This is a genomic window from Adhaeretor mobilis, assembly GCF_007741515.1.
GTDB classification, from domain to species: Bacteria; Planctomycetota; Planctomycetia; order Pirellulales; family Lacipirellulaceae; genus Adhaeretor; species Adhaeretor mobilis.
This window is the reverse complement of the sequence record NZ_CP036263.1, coordinates 5,741,106-5,766,804: the sequence shown is the minus strand read 5'-3', so window position 1 is coordinate 5,766,804 and position 25,699 is coordinate 5,741,106. Positions and strand designations below refer to the sequence as shown.

At 56.3% G+C, this 25,699-nt stretch carries 22 protein-coding genes; 12 read left to right on the top strand and 10 right to left on the bottom strand.

What is annotated here, in order from left to right; translation table 11 throughout:
* Positions 1–414: 414 nt before the first annotated feature.
* Complete coding sequence (locus tag HG15A2_RS22730; RefSeq protein ID WP_145063626.1) at positions 415–2,193, top strand: BBP7 family outer membrane beta-barrel protein; 1,779 nt, start codon at positions 415–417, stop codon at positions 2,191–2,193.
* 148 nt (positions 2,194–2,341) lie between these two features.
* On the opposite strand, the gene HG15A2_RS22725 is transcribed toward HG15A2_RS22730, so the two are convergent.
* A complete protein-coding gene (locus HG15A2_RS22725; RefSeq protein ID WP_145063624.1) occupies positions 2,342–2,623 on the bottom strand; it encodes a hypothetical protein in 282 nt (93 codons plus the stop codon).
* 135 nt (positions 2,624–2,758) lie between these two features.
* Complete coding sequence (locus HG15A2_RS22720) at positions 2,759–3,268, bottom strand: TPR end-of-group domain-containing protein (protein WP_145063623.1); 510 nt, start codon at positions 3,266–3,268, stop codon at positions 2,759–2,761.
* A 491-nt stretch (positions 3,269–3,759) separates the two neighbouring features.
* On the opposite strand from HG15A2_RS22720, the gene HG15A2_RS22715 reads away from it, so the two are divergent.
* The 7 genes from HG15A2_RS22715 (at position 3,760) to HG15A2_RS22685 (ending at position 13,212) form a co-directional block, all read left to right on the top strand.
* On the top strand, positions 3,760–4,182 hold the full coding sequence (locus tag HG15A2_RS22715) for a hypothetical protein (protein WP_145063621.1): 423 nt from the start codon (positions 3,760–3,762) through the stop codon (positions 4,180–4,182).
* A 233-nt stretch (positions 4,183–4,415) separates the two neighbouring features.
* Positions 4,416–6,986 carry a hypothetical protein gene (locus tag HG15A2_RS22710; RefSeq protein WP_145063620.1) on the top strand — a complete coding sequence of 857 codons (2,571 nt, stop codon included), beginning with the start codon at positions 4,416–4,418 and terminating at the stop codon, positions 6,984–6,986.
* 226 nt (positions 6,987–7,212) lie between these two features.
* Entirely contained in the window at positions 7,213–8,694 is a 1,482-nt protein-coding gene (locus HG15A2_RS22705; RefSeq protein ID WP_145063619.1) for a Gfo/Idh/MocA family protein, read from the top strand.
* Between the two features lie 248 nt (positions 8,695–8,942).
* Positions 8,943–9,461 carry a thiol peroxidase gene (tpx, locus tag HG15A2_RS22700; protein WP_145063618.1) on the top strand — a complete coding sequence of 173 codons (519 nt, stop codon included), beginning with the start codon at positions 8,943–8,945 and terminating at the stop codon, positions 9,459–9,461.
* A gap of 153 nt (positions 9,462–9,614) precedes the next feature.
* Positions 9,615–10,217, top strand: a complete 603-nt coding sequence (locus tag HG15A2_RS22695) for a peroxiredoxin (protein ID WP_145063616.1) — start codon at positions 9,615–9,617, stop codon at positions 10,215–10,217.
* 313 nt (positions 10,218–10,530) lie between these two features.
* Positions 10,531–12,111 (top strand): cytochrome-c peroxidase, encoded by a 1,581-nt coding sequence (locus tag HG15A2_RS22690; protein ID WP_246117833.1) that lies wholly within the window; start codon positions 10,531–10,533, stop codon positions 12,109–12,111.
* 204 nt (positions 12,112–12,315) lie between these two features.
* Positions 12,316–13,212, top strand: coding sequence for a hypothetical protein (locus HG15A2_RS22685; RefSeq protein WP_145063615.1), 897 nt, complete (start codon positions 12,316–12,318; stop codon positions 13,210–13,212).
* Positions 13,213–13,294: 82 nt separating this feature from the next.
* Here HG15A2_RS22685 and HG15A2_RS22680 read toward each other — a convergent pair whose 3' ends face one another.
* The 4 genes from HG15A2_RS22680 to HG15A2_RS22665 all read right to left on the bottom strand — a co-directional run bounded on the left by HG15A2_RS22680 (position 13,295) and on the right by HG15A2_RS22665 (position 16,573).
* Entirely contained in the window at positions 13,295–14,248 is a 954-nt protein-coding gene (locus HG15A2_RS22680) for a M48 family metalloprotease (protein WP_246117832.1), read from the bottom strand.
* Positions 14,249–14,358: 110 nt separating this feature from the next.
* A complete protein-coding gene (locus HG15A2_RS22675; RefSeq protein WP_145063614.1) occupies positions 14,359–15,642 on the bottom strand; it encodes a cysteine desulfurase in 1,284 nt (427 codons plus the stop codon).
* Between the two features lie 118 nt (positions 15,643–15,760).
* On the bottom strand, positions 15,761–16,150 hold the full coding sequence (gene sufU / locus HG15A2_RS22670; protein ID WP_145063613.1) for a Fe-S cluster assembly sulfur transfer protein SufU: 390 nt from the start codon (positions 16,148–16,150) through the stop codon (positions 15,761–15,763).
* Positions 16,151–16,306: 156 nt separating this feature from the next.
* The gene (locus HG15A2_RS22665) at positions 16,307–16,573 is read right to left on the bottom strand and encodes a helix-turn-helix domain-containing protein (RefSeq protein ID WP_145063611.1); all 267 of its coding nucleotides are present in this window, start codon (positions 16,571–16,573) and stop codon (positions 16,307–16,309) included.
* Positions 16,574–16,797: 224 nt separating this feature from the next.
* Here HG15A2_RS22665 and HG15A2_RS22660 point away from each other — a divergent pair, with 224 nt between their 5' ends.
* The 3 genes from HG15A2_RS22660 (at position 16,798) to HG15A2_RS22650 (ending at position 18,488) form a co-directional block, all read left to right on the top strand.
* Positions 16,798–16,965: a DUF1328 family protein gene (locus HG15A2_RS22660; protein ID WP_145063610.1), complete on the top strand. Its 168-nt coding sequence runs from the start codon at positions 16,798–16,800 to the stop codon at positions 16,963–16,965.
* Between the two features lie 115 nt (positions 16,966–17,080).
* The gene (locus tag HG15A2_RS22655; RefSeq protein ID WP_145063609.1) at positions 17,081–17,560 is read left to right on the top strand and encodes a PA2169 family four-helix-bundle protein; all 480 of its coding nucleotides are present in this window, start codon (positions 17,081–17,083) and stop codon (positions 17,558–17,560) included.
* Positions 17,561–17,762: 202 nt separating this feature from the next.
* Positions 17,763–18,488 carry a hypothetical protein gene (locus HG15A2_RS22650; protein WP_145063608.1) on the top strand — a complete coding sequence of 242 codons (726 nt, stop codon included), beginning with the start codon at positions 17,763–17,765 and terminating at the stop codon, positions 18,486–18,488.
* A 168-nt stretch (positions 18,489–18,656) separates the two neighbouring features.
* On the opposite strand, the gene HG15A2_RS22645 is transcribed toward HG15A2_RS22650, so the two are convergent.
* The 3 genes from HG15A2_RS22645 to HG15A2_RS22635 all read right to left on the bottom strand — a co-directional run bounded on the left by HG15A2_RS22645 (position 18,657) and on the right by HG15A2_RS22635 (position 22,247).
* Entirely contained in the window at positions 18,657–20,300 is a 1,644-nt protein-coding gene (locus tag HG15A2_RS22645) for a phytoene desaturase family protein (RefSeq protein WP_145063607.1), read from the bottom strand.
* 193 nt (positions 20,301–20,493) lie between these two features.
* Complete coding sequence (locus tag HG15A2_RS22640; RefSeq protein WP_145063605.1) at positions 20,494–20,988, bottom strand: SixA phosphatase family protein; 495 nt, start codon at positions 20,986–20,988, stop codon at positions 20,494–20,496.
* 230 nt (positions 20,989–21,218) lie between these two features.
* Positions 21,219–22,247 carry a hypothetical protein gene (locus HG15A2_RS22635; protein ID WP_145063604.1) on the bottom strand — a complete coding sequence of 343 codons (1,029 nt, stop codon included), beginning with the start codon at positions 22,245–22,247 and terminating at the stop codon, positions 21,219–21,221.
* A 113-nt stretch (positions 22,248–22,360) separates the two neighbouring features.
* On the opposite strand from HG15A2_RS22635, the gene HG15A2_RS22630 reads away from it, so the two are divergent.
* Positions 22,361–24,256, top strand: a complete 1,896-nt coding sequence (locus tag HG15A2_RS22630; RefSeq protein WP_145063602.1) for an ABC transporter ATP-binding protein — start codon at positions 22,361–22,363, stop codon at positions 24,254–24,256.
* Between the two features lie 32 nt (positions 24,257–24,288).
* Here HG15A2_RS22630 and HG15A2_RS22625 read toward each other — a convergent pair whose 3' ends face one another.
* Entirely contained in the window at positions 24,289–25,368 is a 1,080-nt protein-coding gene (locus tag HG15A2_RS22625) for a type II secretion system protein (RefSeq protein WP_145063601.1), read from the bottom strand.
* Positions 25,369–25,699 lie beyond the last annotated feature (331 nt).

The window sequence follows — 25,699 nt, the reverse complement described above, 5'->3', positions numbered from 1 at the left end:
ACCCCCAGCGCGGAGCAAGCTCTGCGGCGAATTCTGCAAGTGCGCGCATCTGGCGCCTTGGCGGCCGATTTCTTTCTGCTTGTCGCCTTTTTTCTTGACCGCTTGGTAAACCCTGCGGGCTGCGCAGTGCGTGCCTGTTAAGCTTTTCCGGCTGTGCGGATTGCTCGTGCGGCGTTCTGGAAAACCTGTCTCGCGGTACCACCTGTGCCAATTCTAACGGACCTTCCTGGTCGATGGCGTAAATGGATGGAAACACATGCGCTGCAAAGTGACGGGCGGTGAGTCCTTCTGAAATGTATCGAACAGGCCTGAGTGCGGCGCACGCGGGCATGGAACCGAATCCCCGCTGGCAGATGGATGCTGCCAAGTCACCGGTGGCTACAACGGGACACACACACTAAGGAGAGCGTGAAGATGCGAGTATCCAAATTATTTGGGCTCGGCCTGCTAACGGCATCGGCCGCCCTGCTTGGGAGCACAATTGCCCAAGCTCAGCAACAGTATCAACAGTACCAGGCTCAGCCTGTGTATGCTCCGCAACAGGGCTATGTAGCCCCACAGCAAGGCTATGTGGTCCCGCAGGGGCCCGCGCCTCGCGTGGCAATGAATTTCAATGCCCAACCAGGCACATTGCCCGCACCGACACCTGCAGTGCCTGCCGATGCAAGTGCCGGCAATCCAGCACAAAACTACGCGATGCCAGCTCCGGCACCTGCACCAAACTACTACGCACCAACAGCTGCTGCTGGTTGCTCGACTGGCAACTGCGGTGCCGGTTACGCCATGGGCGGAACTGCCTACGGCGCTGCTGACTGCGGTGGTGGTAGCTACAACACTTTTGGCTCTGGTTACGGCCAAGGTGCTGCTGCAGTGCGTCACGGACTTGGCGGTTGTGGTCAGTGTGACGATTGCGGCCAATGCGGCGGTTGCGGTGTTCGCGGTTGCGGCAACTGGTTCGGTGGTGTTTATGGTCTGCTGATGGAACGTGATCGCCAGGACAAGGTACCTCTGGTATTTATCGGTGCCGACGCGATGCCGGTTGGTTCTTACCCTACCTCAGACGCGATCACGCTGTCCACGCAGGACATTGAGACGGGCTACCAAGGCGGCTTTGAAGCGCGCGTTGGCAGGTGGTTGGATTGCGATCCTTGCGGCTGTGGACCACGCTGGGGTGTCGAAGCTGGCTACTGGCAGATTTTCGAGGACGATCAGACGGCTTTCCAGGTTGATAGCGCTACCAATCGCATGTACTCGATGATGAATTTCCAAGGTTTGCGTTACGATCCCGGTACGGGCGACCGTGCGATGGGTGATTACTTTGACTACGGACCACCAGTCCAGCCTGACAATGGCGACCCAATTCGTGTTGACCTAGCTCGTGTTCGCAATTCGTTTGAACTGCTCAGTGCGGAAGTGAATTTGCTGCGTGTCTCAACGTTCGGATTCGGTGGCGGAGTTGGCATCGCTGCTGGACCTAGCTACGGCTACGGTGCTGGCCTTGGCAACGGACTTGGCGGGCGCCTTCGCGGACGTGGTGGTTGCGGTGCCGGTGGTTGTGCAACTGGCGGATGCGACGCTGGTGGCTGTGCTGCTGAGGCATGCGACACGTGCGGCGTTGGAGCCTGTGGTTGTGGCTGCGGACCTCGCTTCCAGCTGACTTCGATCTTCGGGTTCCGCTATATGGAGATCAACGAATCGTTCATGTACGGTGTTGATTTCACGAACACCAATACGGCTGCTACTGGCTTCATGGACTACCACTCCGATGTGGAGAACCGATTGTATGGTTTCCAACTGGGTAGCCGTGGCATCTATCGCCTGGGTTGCGCGGGCAAGTGGGGGCTGAACTTCGGTGTCAACGGTGGTATTTATGGTAATGACGTAAGCTCCAGTCAATACTTTGACTCGCCAACCGGCGATGTTACCTTCGCTAATAGTGGCGAAAGCTTCTACGTGAACGCCATGAAGGATGACATTTCCTTCGTTGGCGAGATTCGTGCCGGCTTGAGCTACCAGTGCACTTGCCACACGCGCCTGTACGGTGGTTGGCGTGCACTCGGTGTGACGGGCGTTGCCCTGGCTACTGAGCAGGTGCCTGGAGCGTATATTGATGCCGCTCAAGCGAACTATGTGAACACGAATGGCTCGATCCTCCTGCACGGTTTGCAGGCTGGTTTGGAGTTCAACTATTAGAAGCGTTGAGAGTCTAGAGTTGAGTGACGAGAGAGTGAGAGAGTGAAGAAGTGTGTGTACCCCTTCAAAGCCTCGGTCGGTGCTTCGGCGCCGGCCGGGGTTTTTGCTTTTGTTTGGCGTGGCGGCTGATGTGGTACCCTTTGCAGGTTCAAGCCATCAATAAGACATGCCAAACAAAGTAGATCGCAGCCGTCGTTGCCGCAGAAACCATCAATAGCTGTTTTGATTGTGAAGTACGTTTCAGCAACAGCGTTTCAATGGCAAAGAGGAAGAGTAGTACGAAGGCACCGATGCAGAGCCCGTCTCTAAACGCATAGAGGCCTGCAAAGCCTCGTTCCCAGTAGAGCAATTGCAGCACAATCCAAGCTGCAAGCGACGAGACTGCCATAGCGATCAGATAGTGCAGTGTTCGCATCAAGAGAGGTTTCATGCCAGAGACTACCTTGCGATTCTCTGTGCTCTTCCCGTCAAAAGAGTAACTTCTAGGGAGTACAAGCCAAGCGCGGAGCAAGCTCCGACGGCGAAATGCTGAAGAGTTGAGGCTTAAAGGTCCGCACAGCGGACCCTACACCCCGGTCAAACTCCGAAACAACGGGTCCGCACGCATCGGATCGAAATCAGGTTCGTCGTAGACCATGTCACGGAAGTTGCCGTCGATTTCTAATGCGTTCGCCAAATGCTGCAGCGCGCGGCGGCGGTTCTGGGCGAGGCTCCAGTAGCAGGCCAAGTTGTAGTGCAGGATCGCTTCACCAGGTTCCAGATGCACTGCATGCTCCAACGCGTCAATCGCGCGGTCCAGCTTGCCGACCCGTTTGTAGCACCAAGCGAGTGAGAGGCTCGTGTGCATGCTGTCGGGGATCAATTCCAGGCTGCGACGCAACGGAAAGATCGCTTCGCTGTGTCGGCGCAACTCTCGCAATGACTCGCCCATCAGGTAACACACGCGGGCGTCGCCATGAACGAGTTTGCCGTGACGTTGGAGCGCCTGAAACGACTGCTGGGGCATTCCTAGTTCGAGATAGCCTTCGGCTTCTCGACGAAGTCGCTCAACGCGATCGCGGGGGTAACTGTTCATGATTAGGAATAGAGTTGGGAGCGAATACGAGGCCAGGAACGAGTGTTCGCAGGCACCTCTCTGACAAGACTCTATTGTACACGCCAGTTCGCAACGTGCGCAGCAAGCCAGGTAACTCGTGCCGTAACTCTAAGCAGGCATTGCGTTACGGTTCGGAAAATGAGTTGGACAGCAATAACGAGTATGTGGGCCTGGTTGAGTTTGTGGTTGGCCGTGTGACGCCAGGAACCGTTAGCCCGCACCGTGTCCCGGTGCCGTTGGGTTGGTGAGGGCTTAATTGTGCCATTGGGGAAACTACGCGGCATCGTGACGAGCCGGGCTAGAACCGTCATGATTGTTCGTGGTGAACTTGCTACGGGCCGCGTTGCTTTTCTGCATCATGTTCCGAAGATCGGCACTGCGAATATAGGGATTTCTGCCCCGGCATGGGCGTTGCAGATAGGAGAGTCAGCCACTTCTGGCCTTTCTTTCTTCTTCGTGAGGTGCCACACGTGCGACGATTCCTGATCACTTTGCTGACGGTCTGCTGCTTGGCGGGCGTGGTGCAGCAGTTTGAGAATGGTGATCGACTGCGTGCCGCTGGTGATTCGTGGGAATTTCTTGGCTACGGTATTGCGACCCTGGGACCGTCGGACTGGATTCGCACGAGCGATGGTTGGGAACGGCGGGAGGTGCTGTTCCGGCAGCCGCAGGTGCCGTTGCCGACTTTGCCGCATCCGGGGCTCATCGCGGCGTTCCAGATTGGGCTTTCGCTGTTTGCGCTGATCGCGTTTCCTAGTCCAGTGAAGCTGCTGGCCATTTCAGAAGCCATTCCGTCGGAAGCCACTCCGTCAGAAGCCACTCCGCAGGCGCTCCCGCTACGAAGCGGAAAACGGCGGATTTACGTCTCTCGCAAAACTGTGGCCGCGTCGTAAGTTCTCTCGTCGGCACGTGTTGTGTCTACGCAGAATAATTCTCCGCACTTCTTTGCACGAAAACTACTCGGGGTTCCCACTATTACTGGTAGCGGGACGTTGTAGCAGTTCTCCGGCGAGCCGTTGGCTCGCCGGCTATTATCTGTTTCAGGGAACAACCTGACTAGAGAATTGGCTGCTCTGCGACTTTCCTATTACCTATTCCCTCTCAACCTAACACCTCACTCCCTACTATGCGTCTTACTCTCCGCACTTTGCTTGCTTACATGGACGATATTCTCGATCCGGCTGACCATGAGGAATTGGGTCGCAAGATCGAATCGAGCGACTTCGCGACTGAGCTGATCCATCGCACGCGCGATGCCGTCCGCCGCCAGAAGCTCGGCGCTCCTGAGGTAGATGCGGGCGACAACGATGAGGTGCTTGGTGGCGAGCCCAATTTGGATGCGAACGCGGTGGCGGAGTATCTCGATAACACGATGTCTCCCGAGCAAGTGGCGGTTTTCGAGCGACAAGCCCTGGAAATGGGTAACGATGCGGATATGCGATTGGCGGAAGTTGCTTCCTGCCATCACATTCTAACCATGGTGCTCGGCGAGCCGGCCGATGTGCCGCCGGATGTGCGGCAACGCATGTACGAATTGAAGGAGCGTGCCGAGCAATTGCTGGCGGGCTCGGCATCGGATCCGATTGGCGAGAAGCTGCGCATCGAGCCAGGACATGCCCCGCCCGAAGTTCAGACAGCTGCGAGCGCGCCTCCGGTAGCTCCAGCTGTAGTCGCCCCTGCGGCAAGCGCGGCACCACCAGTGGCGGCCATTCGAGACGAGCCTTCGGATAGCAAAACAGTGCCGGACTACCTCCAAGCTGCTGTCGATGTTGAGCGGAGGAGCCGGAATCGAAAATTGGCGGTGGCGGCGCTACTGGTGTTGGGCACGGCGAGTGCCTATCTGTTTTGGCCGCAAGAAGAGCCGCAGGACCCAGGCGCAGTGGCTGACATGGGAGGCTCGGAACTGCTGGAAGAAGGAATCGAGATTGATGAACCTGAGATGAGCGAAACGCCAGCCGCCGGAACAGGAACTGGAACTGGCGAAGCTCCCGAGGGACCACCAGCACCGTTTGTTCCTGGTGTGGCGAGTGATGGGCCTCCGCCGCCGTTTGTTCCTGGAGTCAAACCTGCTGAGTCGGGTGGCGGCGAAACCGCAATCGCTGCGGAAAGCGAGTCAGTAGACGGCGAAGACGTAATCGTTACGGAGGACGAGCCGAGCGAGGACGGATTTGACATAACTCCAGAGGAAACGGTGCCGATGGAAGAGACGGCCGGGGCGGAAACTGGTGAGCCCGCTGTACGGGTCGATGGCAACGGCGACATTGTAGGACTTGATCCGCTCGATGTGCCGGACTTCGAAGAGGAGCCGGAGGAGGAAGCAGCCACCGGAGGCGGACCTGACGGTCAAGCAATGACTCGCGCGGAAGGTAGTGGGGGTACTCCGCCACCGGTTCCGACTCCTCCGACAACTGCCGAAGCAGAATCTAGTGAAACCGCTTCAGGGTCAACTGGCGAAGTTGCGATGACTGATGGGACGCCCGCTGAAGTAGGGACCGCCGAATCGCAAGACATCGACGAAGAACGTGCTGTGCCAGACGTGCCTGCTGGGCCGGTGCAAATTGGCAATTACTTGGGCAATAAAGACGTGCTGCTTCGCTGGGATGCGGGCGATGCCGTATGGAGACGCTTGCCCAATCGCAGCGCGCTCGCCACACACGAGAAGATACTCGTGCTGCCGAAGTTTCGGGCGCATGCCGTGCTCGCCGGTGGAGTGAATGCTTACTTGGGCGGTGGTACCGAAGTTACCCTTCTACCGGTCGTTCCTGGGGATTCAGATGCCACTGACGTTGCGTTAGATTTGGTGTATGGCCGATTACTTTTAGTTTCTGGCCTGGAGGGCAATCAGATAGCTCTCACCACGGGCAATGAAACTCGCGTGCTAGACTTGGGTCCCTCCACAACGCTTGCCGTTGAATCGCGGCGACTTTTTGTCCCTGGATCTGACCTCGAGTCGCTGGGTCCGTTGGAATTGAGTTGGTATCTCACGGGCGGTTCGGTGAAGTGGGACGGCAGGGAGGCCACGGGCGATGGCACTTGGAGCACGCTCCAAGGAGTCGATAGCGCAGTGAAACCCATGGAAGACTTTCCTGAGTGGGTCGATGAGGAACCAGTGACCGCACTGGAACGTCGCGCGGCTGAAATCGTGGCAGACGCGTTGACTCCGGCACAACCGGTGAACATTCGCCTCTTGGAACTAGCCGATACGCGTCAGTTGGGACGACGTAGCGAAGTGCGCAGTCTTGCGGTGGAAAGCGGTGCGTACGTGGGTGTGTTCGAGCCGTTCGTAAAGTCACTGAACGATGAGAAACAGCGTGCTAACTGGGACCTGTTAATTAGGACCATGCGCGAGGCGATCTCTCGCGATCCCCAGGCAGCCGATTCGCTGTACGAGGACTTTACCAAACAGCGCGGCAATCGCGAAGCACAAGACTTGATGGAGATGCTGCTGGGCTACGACCAGTCGGCAATTGGTTCCACGACCGAGCAGCGCAAGGAAGGCGCGCTGCCGCAGTTGATTCGTCGGCTCGATTCGGACCAGCTCGACTATCGCGTGCTCGCGCTGCATAACTTGAACGAGATCACTGGCAAGAAAAACCTGGGCGGCTATCGCCCCGAACGCACCGCTAGTCAACGCCGCAGTGCGGTGGCCCGATATTGGCAAGATCTTGAGGATGGCTCGTTGAAGCCACGGAAGTAGCCCATCCAGTAGCGGCCGGGGTGCTCAAACACTCCGGCTTAGATCCTCGGATGCCTTGTGACGCGGGGCCATCTCGGCGGAGAAATCTGAGATTCTTTGCAGAAATCCTGCCGGTGGCGAAGAAAATTTCAGTTTTTCGCCGTAAAATATTAGGCTAGAAGCGGATACTATATTGAGACGCTTGCTTCGCCACGTTCCTAAACGCCAACGCTACCGGAAAATTGCTATGAAAAGCTTCCATTCACGTAGAACATTTCTCCAAACGGGCCTTGCTGCTGGCACCGCCCTGGCGTTGCCTTCACGCTCGCTATTGGCAGCGAGTGCGAACGAGCAAATCAACGTAGGACTCATCGGCTGTGGTGGTCGCGGGGAACATCTAGTTTCCCGATGTTCACGCGTCCCAGGCATGAAGGTCGTGGGTTTGTGCGACCCGGATAGCGAGCGCACAGGCAAGCTAGGTGAGAAGTACACCAGCGCTACGAAGTACACGGATTTGCGGAAGATGCTGGAGTCTAAGGACCTCGACGCGGTGGTGGTTGCCACGTGCAACCATTGGCACGGATTGGCAGCGATTCTAGCCATGCAAGCGGGCAAGCATGTGTATGTTGAGAAACCGCTCAGCCAAACCCAGTGGGAAGGTCGGCAGGTTGTAAATGCCGCGCACAAATTCAATCGCATTTGTCAAATCGGCACGCAGCAACGCACCGATCCGATGCAGGCAGAGATCAAGAAGTTCTTGCACGAAGAGAAGAAAATCGGTGAGATACGTTGGGTACAGGTGAATCGTTACGGCAAGCGAGCCTCGATCGGTAAACGCGACACGCCGCTCGCGCCGCCGAAAAGCGTAGACTACGACCTGTGGCTGGGCCCCGCTCAGAATGTGCCGATGTATCGAGAGAATTTCCACTACGATTGGCACTGGGTGTGGAATACCGGTTCAGGGGAAATGGGCAACTGGGGCGTGCATATCGTTGACGACGTGCGAAACAATGTGTTCCGGGACGAAGTGAAAATGCCCTCGCAATTTATTGCTGCGGGTGGGCGGTTTGGCTGGCACGACGCCGGCAACACACCGAACCTGCACTTTGCAGCACTCAATGCGGGCGGGATTCCTGTCACGATTGGTATATGCAATCTGGAAATGGACGAAGCTATTCGTGAATCCGCTGGCATGAACGGGCCTACGAGTGGCTACGTCGTTCACTGCGAGGGGGGACGCTTCGAGGGTCAACGCGGTCATGCCACTGCGTTTGACGCCGAGGGGCAAGTAATCGCGAAATTCGGCGGTAGAGGCGGTGAAGCTAAGGGCAACCACCAGCAGAACTTTGCTGATGCAATTCGTGCAAACGACCCCTTGCTACTCAATGCTCCTATCCAGGAAGGTTACTACTCAACCGGATGGTGCAATCTGGCGAACGTGGGTGCGCAAGTTGCTCAGCAAAGTGAGAAAACGAAGATTGAAGACGCCGTCTCGACGCTAGACACACCGGAGCTTGGCCAAGTGTTCCAGGGTCTGCAAAGGGTTTGCGAGCAGCATGGTGGCGCAACTAGCGATTTCCAGCTGGGCCCAATGCTCGACTTTGATACCTCGGTTGAGCAGTTCACTGGTGAGACCGCAGAACTGGCGAATAGCTTCTTACGGGACGACAACTATCGCAAGGGATTTGCTGTGCCGGAAATTGAAGGCACAAAAGTGGCTGCTGGGTAGGGTCCGCAGTGCGGACCAACCTACGCCGCATGCATAGCCCGTGAATCGATGTAGTCTGCGTAACGCATGCTACGATCAATGCCCGGGGTGCTTAACCACCCCCGGCCCGGATTCGTGCCCCTGCGCGAGGCGATCAATGGTCTCTGCATAGGAGCCTGGGCTACAGCCTTGAAACCCAGCCAGAATCCGCGATAATGGGGTGCTCGAAATCAATCCCCCGCAGCCCTCCCTCCTTATAGGTCCCTCCTATGTCCCGCTCTGGCGTCGTTACATTCAAAGGCAACCCCATGACTCTCGCTGGCGAAGAAGTAAAGGTCGGCCAAGCCGCTCCTGACTTCAAGCTGCACTTCTTCAAAGATGGTATGCAGACCATCGGCCTCGATTGTGTTAAGGGCAAGCCAACCATCCTCAGCGTCGTGCCCTCGCTCGACACTGGCGTGTGTGCCACACAAACCAAGAAGTTCAACGAAACGCTCGGTGCGATGGGCGATAAAATCAACGCTCTGACGGTGAGTCTCGATTTGCCTTTCGCCATGAACCGATTCTGCGGTGCCGAAGGCATCGAAAACATGCAATCTGCCAGTGATTACCAGGACCGAAATTTCGGTACTGACTATGGCACCATGCTTGAAGAATTGAAGATCCTCACCCGCGCAGTATTCGTGCTCGACGCGGACGGCAAAGTCACCTACGCAGAGTACGTGCCTGAAGTAACCGACGAGCCCAACTACGACGCAGCCGTTGCCGCATTGAATGCAGCGCTGTAGTTAGATGGAGTTCACAGTAGATGTAGGGTGTCGTGAGCTTTGGCGAAACGCACCTACTGCCGAGTTGGCGGCGTTTCGCTGTCGCTCGCGACACCCTACTAGCTCAAGAACGAAACCCCGCCAGAATCCCACCTTACGAAGAAAGATACCCGAATGAGTTGCCTAGTTCAGAAATGCGCGCCTGATTTTTCCGCCCAGGCAGTGATGCCCGACGGCCAGTTCAAGGAAATCTCTCTCGAAGACTACCGCGGCAAGTACACGCTGTTATTCTTCTACCCACTAGATTTCACCTTTGTCTGCCCGACGGAAATCATCGCCTTCTCGGATGCAAATGAAGAGTTTGCCAAGCGCGACGTGCAACTACTTAGCTGCTCCATCGACAGCCACTTTACACACCTCGCGTGGCGCGAACGCCCTCGAGCCGAAGGCGGCCTCGGTGACATTGCGTATCCGATGATCGCCGACATCAGCAAGAAAATCGCTGACGACTACGGTGTGCTGCTCGAAGGAGGCGTCTCGCTCCGCGGATTGTTCCTTATCGACAAGGAAGGCATCGTACGGCATCAGGTGGTCAACGACCTCCCATTGGGCCGCAGCGTTGAAGAAGCTCTCCGCATGGTCGATGCATTGCAATACTTCGAGCGTAATGGCGAAGTCTGCCCCGCGAACTGGAAGCAAGGCGAGCTGACCATCAAGCCGAGCCCACAGGAAAGCAAAGCCTACTTCGAGAAAGCCAACCTGCAAACGGCTAGCTAAGCAGCACAATTGAAACATCGAAGAGCCCCTAGCCCCCAGCGCAAGCTGGGGGTTCTTTTTATGTGCCGCCAAGAACGCCAATAGGAACATCAGTAACAACAAAGGACACAAAGAGATTTTCTTTGTGTTCTTTGTGACCTTCATGGTCCAAAAACTCGTGACATATTGCCTCATTGAAACGGATCCAGTTTTGTTACGATGTGTTTACGTTACACTGGTGTTACTGGGCGGCCCCGCTTGCGGGTGCAGTCGTAGTCGTCTGAGTTTTACGAGTACTTTCTGTTAGACAAATCTGAATCAGGGGAAACTGACGATGGGTAGATTGATCGTAATCGTGTTGGTCCTCTTGGCCGTGGCATTCTTGGTCAATAAGTACATTATCCAAGGTGGCGATGCTCCACCCAAAGAATTTGTCGAAGAGATGAAGCAAGAAGCGGAACAGGAAAGCCTCGCCAAGGAACCTAGCGAATCCGAAACGGAAGAATCCACAGAACCCACCGCTCGCGTTTTAGCGGAAGTAGGAGAAGAGAGCGAACCGGCGAAGGATGTAGAGAAAGTGATGGAAAACGAACCTGAGCTCGAACTCAAAAGCGAAACTGAGAGTAGCGTGGAAGAAGTTATTGCTAAGCCGCAAGCGGAACCAGAAACCATCCTCCTTGGCACCGACGAACTTTACGACGGCATCCCTGGCGAAGGCGTGCTCACACTCGACCAAGTGAAGATGTGGCTCGCAGATCCAGACAACCACGTTACGCTCGATCCCGAATTGCCCCTCGGTTTGAAAGCCGGTGCCGGGGAAATCAAAGGCCTAAAAGAAAACCCACTCACCCGCGCGAAGATTGAGTTAGGCCGCCAACTGTTTTTCGACCCGCGCATCTCCAGCGACAACAGCATCAGCTGTGCAAGTTGCCACCACCCTGATTTTGGCTACGGGAAAGACACGCAATTTGGTGTAGGTGTCGATGGGCAAACCGGTAATCGTAATTCGCCAGTCGCGTATAATCGCATTCTCAGCGACAAACAATTTTGGGACGGTCGCGCCGCCACACTCGAAGAGCAAGCCATCGGGCCGATTGCCAACCCGATTGAAATGGGCAACACGCACGAGGCGACCGTTGCCGATCTGAAAACCGTGCCTGAGTATGTCGCCCAGTTCGAAGCGGTCTTCGGCGATGGCGAGGGAGACGATGCCGTAGAGATCGACAATGCCGCCAAGGCACTCGCTGCGTTCGAACGAGCCCTTGTCACTGGTCCTACGCCTTGGGACTACCATTTGGAGATTAAGTCGCTTGAAGAAGGTTTCGAGATCGAAGAGGAATATCTCGACGAACTCAAAGAGGAAGAGCCCGAGGTCTACGAGGAGTACATGGCATTGAAAGCGCTAGCAGAAAAATCTCCGCTGAGCGAATCGGCCCGGCGCGGTGGCGAACTCTTCTTCAGCGAAAAGGGTGGCTGCACTGCCTGCCATTTCGGTGCGAACTTTACCGACGAAAAGTACCACAACCTGGGCGTCGGCTTTGAGGAAGAAATGGCCGACGAAGATCGACCAGCGGACTTCGATTGGGGCCGTTTCACGGAAACCAACGAAGACCTGGACCGCGGCGCCTTCAAAACCCCGACCGTGCGTAACATCGCCTCAACGGGCCCCTACATGCACGACGGCTCGCAGGAAACGCTCGAAGAAGTCATCGAGTGGTACGCCAAAGGCGGACACAAGAACCCCTACCTCAGCGAAAACGTCAAGAAGCTCGACCTTAGCGAGCAGGACAAGAAGGACCTCGTGAACTTCTTGAAAGAAGGCCTGCACGGCGAGCTACCAAAGGTGGAGGAAGAACGTCTGCCCGCAGGAGCAGAGGAAGCACAGGAAGAGGCTGAGGAAGCGGCGGAACAGTAGGCTCCACTGTGCGGACCATCACCAGTGGAAACCGACCCCGGCCCCAAGAGCATGCCGAATACTACCCCACGTCATGTTGCCTTGATTGCGATGAAACTTCGCTACTTAGTCCGATTTATTAAGATTTGACGCGTGGGGCACTCAGCAATTAAACTGCTTGGGCTGTCCAATTCCCGTTTTCAAGTCCTTTCGAGGTGAGTCCCAATGCGCCGATTCCTTGCCGCTCTACTTCTGTCCGCTCTGTGCACTATCAGCACGGGTTATGGCGCAGAACCCAATGATGATTTTGGCAGCGCTACTGTGCTCGGCCCCGGCGTCATTTCGGTTCTCGACTCACTGGAAGGCTTCCCCTCTCCAGACACTTATCTCGGCGCTTTTGCTGACGACACTTTTTCGTTGCCAACCTTAGACGAAGACGACGATAGTAGTCCCTTGGGCGATGGCCTTGGGAGCGGCATCTTCGGCGTTGGTGTGAATGCTGACGGGAGCATTCACTTGGCAGTCACAGGCTGCTGCGACGATTTCGATGGTACGCACTCTGAGGACGGCGACTACGAACTCTTTGTTGAGGTCTTCGATGCCGGAGGCGCTCCACTTGATTCGTTTTCTGTCCCCGAGAGCCTCACTCCTGGAGAACTCGATACGTTCTCTTTCGACGACCCCACGTGGGTTGGTGGTTTTTTCGATGCCATCACAGACAATGCTTTGGGGCTTGGGACTGATCCGCTCGATTACTGGAGATTTACCGGCCTGACGCCTGGTGAATCGTTTGTTGCGGAAACGTCAGATACCGACTTCGGTATCCCTTTTGATACCATGTTGGCATGGGTAGACGAATTCGGCGACATTATCGTTCTCGACGACGACGGTGCGGGTGGTGGCGATGGCCTGAAGTCGCGAGTTATGGGCACCGTCCCTGCCAGCGGTGAAGTCGTACTAGCCGTCACGGGATATTCCGACTTCGATCTATTCGGCGAACACGGCGAAATCGGCGATTATGAGCTCACGATCTTCGAGGGCGTACCCGAACCATCCACACTGCTGCTAGCGACTGTCTGCTTAGCATGGGCCGTCGGCTCGCACCGCCGCAGGTTCCTTTGAGATTAAGTAAAGCACTAGAAATAGCCAAGAAATAGCCAACCAGTGCCTCGACCACTCGCGCGCCGATCACTTTCCCCTACGGCTACTGCCTTAACCCTTCAGGCACACCGTTAGGAAACGTCTCCGCGATCACTTCCTCAATGTACTCTACGCGATTCGCTGGCTTGGGATGTGTGCTGAGAAACTCTGGCGGGCCGTCGCCGCCGGTCGCTTCGTCGAGAATTTTCATCACGCCGATCATCGCTCGCGGGTCGTAACCCGCGTTGGCGGTCAAGGTGACTGACCACTTGTCGGCTTCCAGTTCGTGCTCGCGTCCGTACTTCATGCTTAGCGCGCTGGAAACCATCTGTGCCATGCGTGCGCCGCCCGCATCGCCACCCAGTACGCCCATTGCGCCGGCGAGACCTTGGTAGAGTCCCTGCTTGGCCATGCGCTTGTTGCCGTGACGAAGTAGCACGTGGCCAATTTCGTGGCCGAGAACGCCGGCCAGTTGTCCATCGGAAAGTCGACTGTAGAGTGCTTCGGTAATGAACACCGGCCCACCAGGCAAGGCAAATGCGTTGACCGTTTTCGGATCGGCCAGCAGGGTGAAATGGAAGCTGTCGCGATAAGGGTTGTGCCGATCTGAATCAGCCAGCTTTTCATCGAGCGCGGCTAACAGACGTTGCCCGATATTGTGAACACGTTGTCGATCCGCCAAGCTGCGCGATGGGCCGCCATGCTGGCTGATCATTTGGGGCGCCGCTTGTAAACCGAGTTGAATCTCTTCCGCCTCTTCGGTCATCGCTACGCGTTCAGTCTCGCCGGTCACTTCATTCACATCACCCGGCTTCCCGTAGTAGCTAATTAAGGCGAACACCGCGATACCCGCAGCAATCAGTAGCCGCATCTTGATGGCACTACCGACTCCGCGATTGGCAGTGCTCGCCCGACCGCCACCACCAAACATCGGCCGCTGACGCCGCTGCTGCGGTTGACGCTGTTGAGGAAACGAAAAACCGCCACCGCGGGAAGTTCCGGGGAATTGAAAAGGCATTGTTGCATCCTTGGGAGAGTTGCTCTTGACTCTTGTGGATTATAGCGGCGGAGGCGGCACAATTGCAAAGCGGTTAGATAGTCACAGTACCCTACGATTATTGGCAATCCCTACTTCCGAGGCTTGCGCTTCCGGCCCTGCGGCGCGAACTTCTTCTGCACTGCGTGTACACCTTCTACAAGCCGGTCGACTTCTTCAGGCGTGTTGTAGAGATAGAAACTCGCTCGCGTACTGGCGGTGATTCCCAACAACGCGTGTAGCGGCTGTGTGCAATGATGTCCGGCTCGCACGGCAACACCGAAGCTGTCGTTGAGGATTTGGGCAAATTCGTGGGCGTGAATCTTCTCGAAAGAGAAGCTCACTAAGCCGGCGCGATGCGACGGTCCTGGACCGAGGATCGTTAGCCCATCAACCTCCTGCAGGCGATTGTAAGCTTCCGTGATCAGCACTTGCTCGTGGGCGTGAATTTTTTCGAGACCGATATGTGTGAGATAGTCGATTGCTGCCTTCATGGCGATCGCCGGCACAATCGGTGGCGTGCCGGCTTCGAACTTCGCGGGCAATTCGGCCGGCGTGAAGCTGTCGAGACGCACTTCGTTGATCATGCTCCCACCACCAAGAAACGGCGGCATCGCCTCGAGTAACGCCTCTTTGCCATACAACGCACCAACGCCAGACGGGCCGCACATCTTGTGGCCGCTGAAGGCGAGGAAATCGCAATCAAGTTCTTGTACGTCAATCGGCATGTGGGGCACGCTTTGCGCCGCATCGACGAGCACCAATGCGCCAACGGCGTGCGCCTTCTCGATGATCTCCTTGACCGGATTGATGGTGCCCAGCGTGTTCGACACACTCACGATGGCTACCAGTTTCGTGCGCTCAGAAAGCAACGTATCTAGAGACGACATATCGAGCCGGCCATCGTCGGTGAGGGGAATGTGCTTGAGCACCGCCCCGCTGCGCTCGGCCAATTGCTGCCAAGGCACAAGGTTGGAGTGATGCTCCATGACGGTGAGCAGGATCTCATCGCCGGCAGCGAGGTTCGCATCGCCCCAACTGCGTGCGACGGTATTGATCGATGCCGTCGTGCCTTGCGTGAAAATGCACTCACTCACATTCTTCGCGTTTAGAAAATTGCGCACACTTTCTCGCGCCCGTTCGTAAAGCTCCGTGCTACGCTCGCTGAGTGTGTGGATGCCCCGATGCACGTTGGCATAATCTCGCTCATAAACACCCGAGATGGTGTCGATCACGCAAGCCGGGCGCTGCGTGCTGGCGGCATTGTCAAGAAATGCCAGCGGGTGGCCGTTGTGGACGGTTTCCGACAGGATGGGAAAGTCGCCGCGCAAGGACGTGGACAACAATTGAGAATGCTTGGCTATAACGCTATTCATTTTTTGAACCACAAAGGTCACGGAGAAAGTCGTAGGGTATGTCGAGTGGAGCGAGGCGTACCAAGCGCCGTTGTCATGGTACGCCTCGCTCTACTCGACGGTACCCAACAGTGTTCTTTCAGCCTTTCTCTACCGGCGCATGAACCGCCGACTGCAGCACCTTCCACGACAGCAAGCAACACTTTTGCCGGTTTGGTGTGAGCCGAGGGCCATATAACTCCAGCATTTGTTCGGCCGTATACTCTTTGACCTCGTCAACTGTTTTGCCATGCATCTCTTCGAGGATCATCGACGCAGAGGCCTGGCTGATGACGCAGCCCTTACCATCGAAGTACGCGTCGACAATCTTACCCTCATCGTCGAGCTGCAGTTCGATCTTCACGACATCGCCACACAGCGGATTCTTATCCTCGTGCGCATGCGTCGCGCCAGCAAGCGTGCCGCGATGGAACGGGTCTTCGTAGTGATCGAGGATATGCTCTTGGTAGAGCTCTTCTTCGGAAGGCATGGGGACTATGAGATGGTTGCGGTGAAATTGATAACGTGCTTGTAGGACGTACCTACACGGAATATCTTCCTCTCCACATCATACATCCAACAGTCACAAAATCTACCAGCCCCGTAGCCGAGGAGACTAAGCGGCACCTTGTCGCTCGTTCTATTTTTACACTGACGTGACCTCTTCCTCGACCTTGATTATTTGGTCAATGACAATACCGAGCGAGCGAGTTTTGTTTCGTAAACTCCCCCGGGTTATCCCCAAAATGCGAGCCGCTTCGAACTGATTGCCGTTTGTCTTGCGGAGGAGAAGCGTGATCAGGTCAGTGTTGACTCGCTCGACCTGAAGCAGCTTACCCATGGGAATTATCTCGACCTTAGAGAACACAACCGAGAGACTGAGGAAAGCATCATCAGCAAGCTTGTGAGTCATTGGAGGCGAGTTAAACGGGAAGTTGGTTAGTTAACGACCTGGTTGGTCGACTTTCACGCAGCTAGCGTGCGTGAAAAACTCTCGTTTGCCGATTCTGCGCTGCAATAGAAGTGTTTTGTGGACATTGGCATGATCATTGCAACATGTACTGGTGACGCAGACTTGGGCCTAGCTCAGTCGCGATCCGGTAATCAACTCACCCTGAAGGGAAGGATTGGTGCATTATGCTCAGTTGGGCTCTTACGTTTCTTGTTATCGCTCTCGTTGCTGGCGCTCTTGGGTTCGGCGGTCTCGCTGGGGCATCGGTAGGCATCGCGAAGATCTGTTTCTTCGTATTCTTGGTGCTGTTTGTAGTTAGCCTAATCATTCCGCGATTCAGAGCAACTCCTTAGCAGCAATGCACAGCGATAACACAAATCCGGACGATCGCCGTTGGACTAAGCCATAGAAGTCGATCGGTCGGAGCAAGGTTTTCTAAACAAATTGAAATTCAGGAGGATATCAATCATGAGTATTGCAACCCCCGAAACTGTAGCTGACCTCAAGCCTGAGGTTATTGAAAACTTGAAGAAGATTCGCCAAGCGAATATTGACTCGGCAGACGGTTTTACCGAGGCAGGTAAAGAATTGAGCGATCCGCAGCTTGCTGAGAAGTTCCAGAAATGGGCTCAGCAGCGTCGCGCCAACTCCACCGAGCTTGGCAACTTGATCGCTACGAATGGCGAAGAAGTATGCCGCGAGGGAAGCTGGCTGGCGGCACTGCATCGGAGCTACATTAGCCTGAAAACGGCACTGAGTTCCGACGACAAGCAAGCAGTCCTCAACGAAGCCGAGGCTGGTGAGGACCATATCAAGGGTGCCTACGAAGAGGTCTTGAAAGAGACTCCCGGCTCAGCGGTCAACGACGTTCTGCAGCGTCAATACGCCGAGGTGAAGGCCGTACATGACCGCGTTCGCGATTTACGCGACGCTTGTAAGTGCAGCTAGCGGCTTGCCATGATCCGCAGGCGTGATCTTAGGAATTACAAATTCTAGGAGCACCGATCTGCATGGATCGCACTAAAGCTGGAGCCGAGCACCTCTCGGCTTCGGCACGTTTTTTGACACCGAGTTTTTCACAAGGGGGCATCTTGCCCCGTCCGTCCGATTGTGACGGACTAGTAGAGTTAAGTATTGAAAGGAGTTTGAGATGAACATGTCAATCAAGAACTTAGGAGTAGTGAAGGTCGGTTGTGCCGCGATTGGCGCGATGTTGATGCTTCCAGCGATGAGTCAAGTCAACGGTCAAGGTCCTGTAAGAAATACAGCCCGCGGGATCGCCCAGGGGACTGCACAGGCTACCCGTGGCGTGGCTCAGGGTGCCGCCAATGTGACCCGTCGAGTAGGCGAAGGGGCGATCAATGCGACTCAACGCGTAACTCAGCCGTTCACAGGTAGGCATACTTCGGGCTACCGCGGTGGCGTTCAAGCCAACGCAGGCGTTGTCACTCAAGGTCAGTACGATGGCAACCAAACTTATGGTGCGCCAACCTATAACCAGGGCTACAATCAACCTGTCCAAGGCCAAACGTATGTCTTGCAGTGGGATGCATCAGGTCGTGAGTTTATCTGTCAGAACGGTAGCCGAGTTTACTTCGACAACTCGCCTACTGTTAACCAATCTGGCCAAGACCAGTCCGGCGAAATGCAGTCGGGTCAAACCCAATCTGACCGGATGCAGTCTGACCCATCTCCACGACAGAGTGAGCAGACTGGCCAACAGAGTAACCAATACGAGAGTAATCAAAACTCTGGCCAGACCGGAGCCAATGCCAATGCCGATGCGAATGTGAACACCAATACGCAGAGCGGAAGTATCGAAGCTGGTACCGACGTTAATGTTGATGCTGGTGCTCAGCTGGAGCAGCAGCGGTAACGCTAGCGGCAACGCAATCTGGGTCGTTTGAATAGCAGTGTGAACTGTGCAATGTCGATCAGCAGAGTGCGAATAGTATTTGCAGCCCGTGGCAATCCTTTAGATTGCCGCGGGTTTTGCTATGCGCGGATTGAAACCAGCGCCTAGCGTCCAATAGCTAGCGCCCATCTACCAGCTCTTGTCCCGCAAAATCTCTGTAGCGGCATTCCTGCCGCAGCTGCCCATGACGCCGCCGCCGGGGTGACTGGCTGCCCCGCACAGGTAGAGACCCGGTACTGGTGTGCGGTGATCGGCCCAGCCGGCGACCGGGCGAAAACAGTATAGCTGGTGCGGCCCCATCGCCCCCTGCATGATGTTGCCGCCCGTCAGGCCGTAGACTCTCTCGAGATCAAGCGGTGAAAGCACCTGACGATGCTCGATCGCCGCGGGCACATTGGGGGCGTATTCTGCAAGCGCCGCAACGCAGCGATCTGCGAACGATTCCTTGACGTCATCCCATGAAGTGGGACCATCAGGGCCGTCAGCCAAATCGTACGGTGCGTACTGCACAAACATGCTGAGAATATGTTTTCCCTCAGGCGCGATTGTGCGGTCGACACTGGTAGGCATCGTGATTTCTAAGACCGGGTTCACGCTCGGCCGGCCATACTTGGCATCGTCGTACGCATGATCGATATAGTCCATCGTGGGTCCCACATGCATGGTGCCATGATGGTGCGGCATGACCCCTGTCGAGGGGAGGCAGGTGAAGTTGGGCGGCTCACTGAGCGCCAGGTTCACCTTGGCCGAAGCGCTGGCGTAGTCGATACGATTGACGGCCGCACGAAAATCGTCCGGCAACACAGCCGGGTCCAGCATTTTTTTGAACGTAAGATTGGCATCGACACTTGATGCGACGACATGTGCTTCAAGTTGCGAACCATCGATCAGACCTAGCCCGCTTACACCCGACTTGTCCGTGTGAATGGCATGCACGGGCGACTCGCGGCGAATATCCACGCCAAGTTGCGTGCAAACTTTCTCCAGTGAATCGGCAAGTCCGCCCATGCCCCCCTCAACGTAACCCCACACGCCTCGCGCACCGCCCGCTTCGCCCATGACGTGGTGTAGCAACACATACGCACTACCAGGCGAACTGATTGAAGTGAACGCACCGATAATCGCGTCGGTCGCTAGCGTCGCCTTGAGCGCATCGGACTCGAACCAACGATCAAGTATCGGTCGAGCTGCCGCAGTCAGTAGCTCGATTGCCTCAGGCATGGCGTCGCCCAGGTTTTTCAGGGCACCGTGCATCGCCCAAAGCTTCTTACCATCGCGTAGTTTCTTCCCGAGACCAATCTTCCGCCAGCTCTCAGGCATGGGTAACGGATCAGGAGCCGCCTCGGAAAGCGTGGGCTCCAGCGCTGCTGCCACTCGACTGAGCAGCTCGTTGTAACGCGGGTAAGCCGTGGCATCGCGCATACTGAACTTGCTAATCTCGCGCTCACACATCGCTGCATCGGGACCAAGCGTAAGGCTGCGGCCATCAGGCAACGGCGTGAACGACGACGGCGTCCGTGGCAGGATTTTCAGGCCGTTCTCTGTGAGCGCCAGCTCGCGAATGATCTGCGTTTGGAACAGGCTGATCACATAGGCCGCGGTCGAGACCTTATAGCCGGGCCACAGCTCTTCGGTGGTCGCACATCCGCCGAGCAGATGCCGCCGTTCCAGCACGCACACCTTGCGGCCCGCTTTCGCCAGATAAGCCGCGCAGACGAGTCCATTATGTCCCCCGCCGATGATTAGGCAGTCGTACTTTCCGTGTCGAGCCATCGTGCTCAATGCTCCGTGTAGTGGCCTTCCGTGAATTGAGTCTCTTAGGATATGCGGAGCGATAGGGGTTTGAGAACGGGGGAGGGTAGGGGATTGCCGAGCTTGGCGAGGCATACCGGAACCCTGCACATGGTATGCCTCGCGGAGCTCGGCAGTACCCTACGAATCGCGCTGGTACTTCACTATGCGTTACTCACAACCCCAGCGACTTCGCCGTGACGTGCCAATGCAGCTCACCACAGGCGTAGTCAACTTCGTCATAAAGTTGCACCGCAGCGATCGAGCCTTTCGCGAAGCGGATGGTGGCATGACTGTCGCCGATGAGCGCGGCAGTCAAGGTACTCACATCCGGCGCGTGGCCGACCCAAGCCAACGATTGACCGGCGTGTTTGCACGACCATTTCACCAAGGCTGCGAAGTCACTACCGGGGGTCAATGCGTCGAGCTCCACCACTTCAACTTCGCCCGGCACCCCCTCCGCCATGATGTCGGCCGTTTGGCGACAGCGAATGTATGGGCTCGTGGCGATAAGCTCAGGTGCTAGGCCGCGTTCGGCGAGAAGTTCGATCACACGAGCATAGCGCTCCGCCCCCTCGGGTTCGAGCTCACGATCTGCGTCAGTCACCCAGCCAGGATCGCCAAACGAACCAGCCCAAGCGTGACGGGCGATGTAGATGAAGTTGGACATTGCTGATCTACCACTGAGTCACAGAGGTCACGGGGAAGTAATAGGACGCGGATGAACGCAGATCGGGCGGATGCAAAGGATTAGAACTGCAAATGGCTTGGAAGGTAACTCCCGCATGTCATACGATGCTCTGAATAAATGAATTCTTGTTACATCAGCGTCCATCTGCCTAGTACGCGTCCTATTCTACAACGCTGTCTTTACAACTCCGTGACTCCGTGGTTCAAGGTTTATCGTTTCCGCCACAAGATGCGATCTTTAATCCCCAACTCTTCCTGCTTCCCCGCAATCTCGGCCCTAAATCGCCTCGCATCAAGCGGGTAACCGGCTGTTGGTTTGATATCGGGAACGTGTTTTTGCCAGAACGCATTGAAACTGCGCATAGCCAACTCGCGATGGTACTTGGCGGTCATTGAGGCAAGCGCCGTCGGCAAGAACGATTCGCCGCCGGTGCAGAAAGAGATCTCGGTTCGGCTAGCATCATCCTCCCAAGTGTAGCGGCTCGCAGCGCGGCTTTCGACTTGCGTGGTGATCCACTGCTCGGGGAAGTGATGCTGCAACAACGCCCCATAGCGATTGCGCCCCCCATGTTTGTCGCAGACGATCACAATATTTCGCCTCTGAGCTTGCTCCGCGATTTGTTCAATGCATGCGTCGTAAACTTCGCGAACCAAAGCAAGTGTCACGTGGGAAAGCGCGGCGCCTTTGGTAGTGTAGCGATCGACTAGCGAGTTGAACTCCTCGGGGAACACGAGCCTTGCACGAACCGCGAGAAGTTCAACATGGGTTTGTTCTAGTACACGGCGAAACCGGCAAGCAGTGTGGTCGATCAACTCCGTGTCGGCATCGATGGGGATTGATGCGTTGGAATCTTTGTACCAAGGAATTGTTTTGCGAAGAGCTTCAGGGTCCGCCTGCGTTGTCGCGATGTAATCACGCAAGCTAGCCGTCGACGTCTCGTCGTCGTTTGAAACGTCTAGCGCCGCCAGCACCCCCAGTTCCAAGTGCTTCAGTCCTACGCCACCTTTAGAGTGCGAGGCAGGTTTGTAGAGCTGCTTAGAGTCTGCAATCGCGATCTTCCCCTCGGCCGGTTTGCGCGAAACTGCCTCGGCTAGCAGTTTATAGAGGTCGAACGCATCAGACGGGATCGGCGACGATCCGGCTCGCCTATCCGGGACGCACCAAGCGGTCACTCCGATACACAGAGGGCCCAAATTTGGGCCGTAGCCCGCTTCGTCGACGCCGATGAGAATTGTCATAGTCGAGCATTGTAGCATGAGGTAGCCAAAAGTTGCGCTTCGGTACGGTGCCCAATTCGCCTAGAATGCTCGCTTACCCTGAGGAAGCCTTCACACCGTAACGAGTCAAGCACGTGTCACAAGCTGTTAAGGATGCCGCTGTCGTTGATGGCCCTGTTGTTGATGTCGCCAATCTGCATACCCATTTCCATACCGACGAGGGCGTCGTTAAGGCCGTCGATGGGGTGTCATTCCGCATCGAGCAGGGACACACCCTAGGAATCGTGGGGGAAAGCGGATCGGGCAAGTCGGTTACCTCGTTGTCAATCATGCAGCTGCTGGCGTCTTCAGCAAAGATTGAAACGGGCACGATCTCGCTGCTTGGGAAAGACCTCGTTGGCTTGCCAGAACCACAGATGCGGGGCATCCGCGGCAAAGATGTGAGCATGATTTTTCAGGAGCCGATGACTTCGCTCAACCCGGTGTTCACCGTGGGCGCACAAGTCATGGAAGCGATCATCCTACACCAAGAGGTCTCTAAGGCAGAAGCTCGCGAACGAACGATCGCACTGTTCAAGGAGGTGGGCATTCCCGAGCCAGAACAGCGAGTTGATTCCTACCCGCATCAAATGTCTGGCGGGCAGAAGCAGCGCGTCATGATTGCCATGGCGCTCTCTTGCAATCCGAAGTTATTAATTGCAGACGAGCCAACGACTGCGCTCGACGTGACGATTCAGAAGCAAATTCTCGACATGCTCCGCAAGTTGCGCGACGAACGTGGCATGGCGATTTTGTTCATCACGCACGATCTGGGTGTCATCGCAGAGATTGCCGACGAAGTGCTGGTGATGTTCCGTGGCGAGATGGTTGAGCAGGGGCCCGTGCTCGATATTTTCGAGAATCCCAAGCATCCGTACACCAAGGGCCTGCTCGCTTGCCGGCCGCGACTGGACACACCGTACCGTTTGTTGCCGACAGTGAGCGACTTCATGGATATCAAAGTCGTTGAGAGTCCCCAGGGCCAGCGGATCGAGGTCATCGAAAAGGAACTCGATGCGGCGCGATTAAATCAGCTGAAGACTCAAGGCCGTGGACGGCTGTTACATCCCAAGAGCCAGCTGGCGGAGATCGGTCACCCGTGGGAGGAAGCCAACCACCTGCCCGATGCCACAGCCGTCGAGGAAGGTACCAAGCCGCTGCTATCGGTGCGAGACTTGAAAGTGCATTTCCCCGTGCGGCGTGGGCTGCTCGCTCGCGTGGTGGATCACGTAAAGGCCGTCGATGGCGTGAGTTTCGATGTTTATCCGGGGCAAACCTTGGGGCTGGTAGGCGAAAGCGGCTGCGGCAAGACAACTTGTGGGCGGGCCATCCTGCGGCTCGTAGAACCAACGAGCGGCAAGGTGACTTTCGATGGCAAGGATGTCAGGGCCCTGGGGCGGACTGATTTACGCGAGATTCGCAGCCAGATGCAAATCATTTTCCAAGACCCTTACGGCTCGCTCAATCCACGTATGACGATTGAGTCGGCTATTACCGAGCCGATGGTCATTCAAGGCATTGGCAGCGGTAAGAAAGATCGTCGCGATCGGGCGGCGGCGCTGTTGGAAGAAGTCGATTTAAGCTCGGCATTCTTGCGGCGTTATCCGCATGAGTTTTCCGGCGGCCAACGACAACGAATTTGCATCGCCCGCTCGATTGCCGTGGAACCGGAATTCATCATCTGCGACGAGTCCGTCTCGGCATTGGACGTCTCGGTGCAGGCCCAGGTGTTGAACTTGCTGAAGCGTTTGCAAGAACAACGCGGGCTCACCTACATCTTCATTAGCCACGACTTGAGCGTGGTGAAGTTCATGGCCGACATGATGGCTGTGATGAACCAAGGGAAGATCGTGGAATTCGGCCCAAGCGAGGCAATCTACGAGCACCCACGCGAAGATTACACCCGGCGATTGATAAGCGCGACGCCGAACGACGACTTGGAACACATTCGTAAGTTGGTTGCCCAACGCAAGCAGCTGCGGACGGGCTGAGAGATCGTGCTGCGAGTTTGTAGGGACTCGCTCTAGTCCTGCTTGTTCGACGAGTTGAGCCCGGAGAAGTACAGCATCATCGGCATTGAAGAACGTGCCGCGACCGATTGCGTTACGGGTGAGAGCGGGCCCAGAGGGGTCCATTCGCTGCGACCGAGTACGACATCTCGCCGGCAAAGTCCGGCGGCATGGGCCCGATTGTCGTTGAGGAACGGATCGTCGAGCCCTTCGCCCGAGCAGTTTAAATCGCATTCGATGACAAACCGCGAACTGAGATCCTGGAAGATCACGTTGTAACCGCCATTGCCGTGATTGAGGCTGCGGAACTTTGCATTGGTAAAGCTGGGTGCATCTGCCAACATGGGTGCGTTGTGACTGCCTGTGAATTTCACTTGGCGATATTCGCCATGCTTATCAAAGTAGCCCAGCCGATAGGCGTAGCTGCCGCTCATGAGTGGCCACATTTGAATCTTGAGCTTTGGATCGCCCTTGTCGTCGCGAGAGGAAAGCACGCGGACCAATACACGACGCTTGCCCGATTCACCGGCCAGTGCCGACTGCGGACAGACGAGCGATTCGCCCAACTGCTGAGGTTGCAGGTAACCGGCAGCGGCAAGTTTCACGGCAAACGTTCCAGCGTTTTCATTCGGACCCACACTCGGCAGTTGCCCGTTGCGAGCTTGGGCGTAGTCGAACAGCGCGGTGCCGAGCGTGCGGAGGTTGTCTTGGCAAGCAACACGGCGGGCACTGTCGCGGCTACCGCGAATAGCTGGTAGCACGAGCGCGGAAAGGATCAGTACGATGCCAACCGCCACGGAAACGTCTGCCAGGGTCCACTTGGATCGGCTGCAGCAGCGCTCGGTGGTCGGCGAGAGGCTAGCCGGCGGGCCGCACACGCTATCGACCAATGTGCACGTGCGGTTGACCAAATCACCAGGTGGCGGCTGTTCTGCCGAATCGCTGCAGTCTTCGCCGCTGCTCTCTCCCAAGCAGTCTTGCAGGCGAGCGAGCTCCTCACGCCACTTCGGATCGGCTGCGAGCTGGCTCTCGACTTCCGCTTTGCGGTCGTCGGGAAGATCGTTCAGCAAATAGGCAATCAGCTCGTCAGTCATGGTGGCGAATAGTAGCAAGCGCTTCAAAAGGCAGATACTAGAATTTTAGGTCAAGGCCACGGATCTGACATCCCTTCAGCAGCAGTTGTGCTGGCAGCTGAGCTGGAAACCAAACCCCGTAGAGGGGGACCCTGGACTCTCTCTATAGACTCTACGCAGCGAGGGCAGCCTCTGTTTGCTGAAAAACAGGACTTTCTCTACCATCGTCTGAAGGAGGCGAGTTGTCAAAAAGTGGGGATTTTCCCCGAAAGAGGCTGGAAAAGGCCCGCTGATGGCTTCTTGGAGATTCGGCAGCGGAACTTCAAGCGGTAAATCAGCAAGTCGCTCAGCA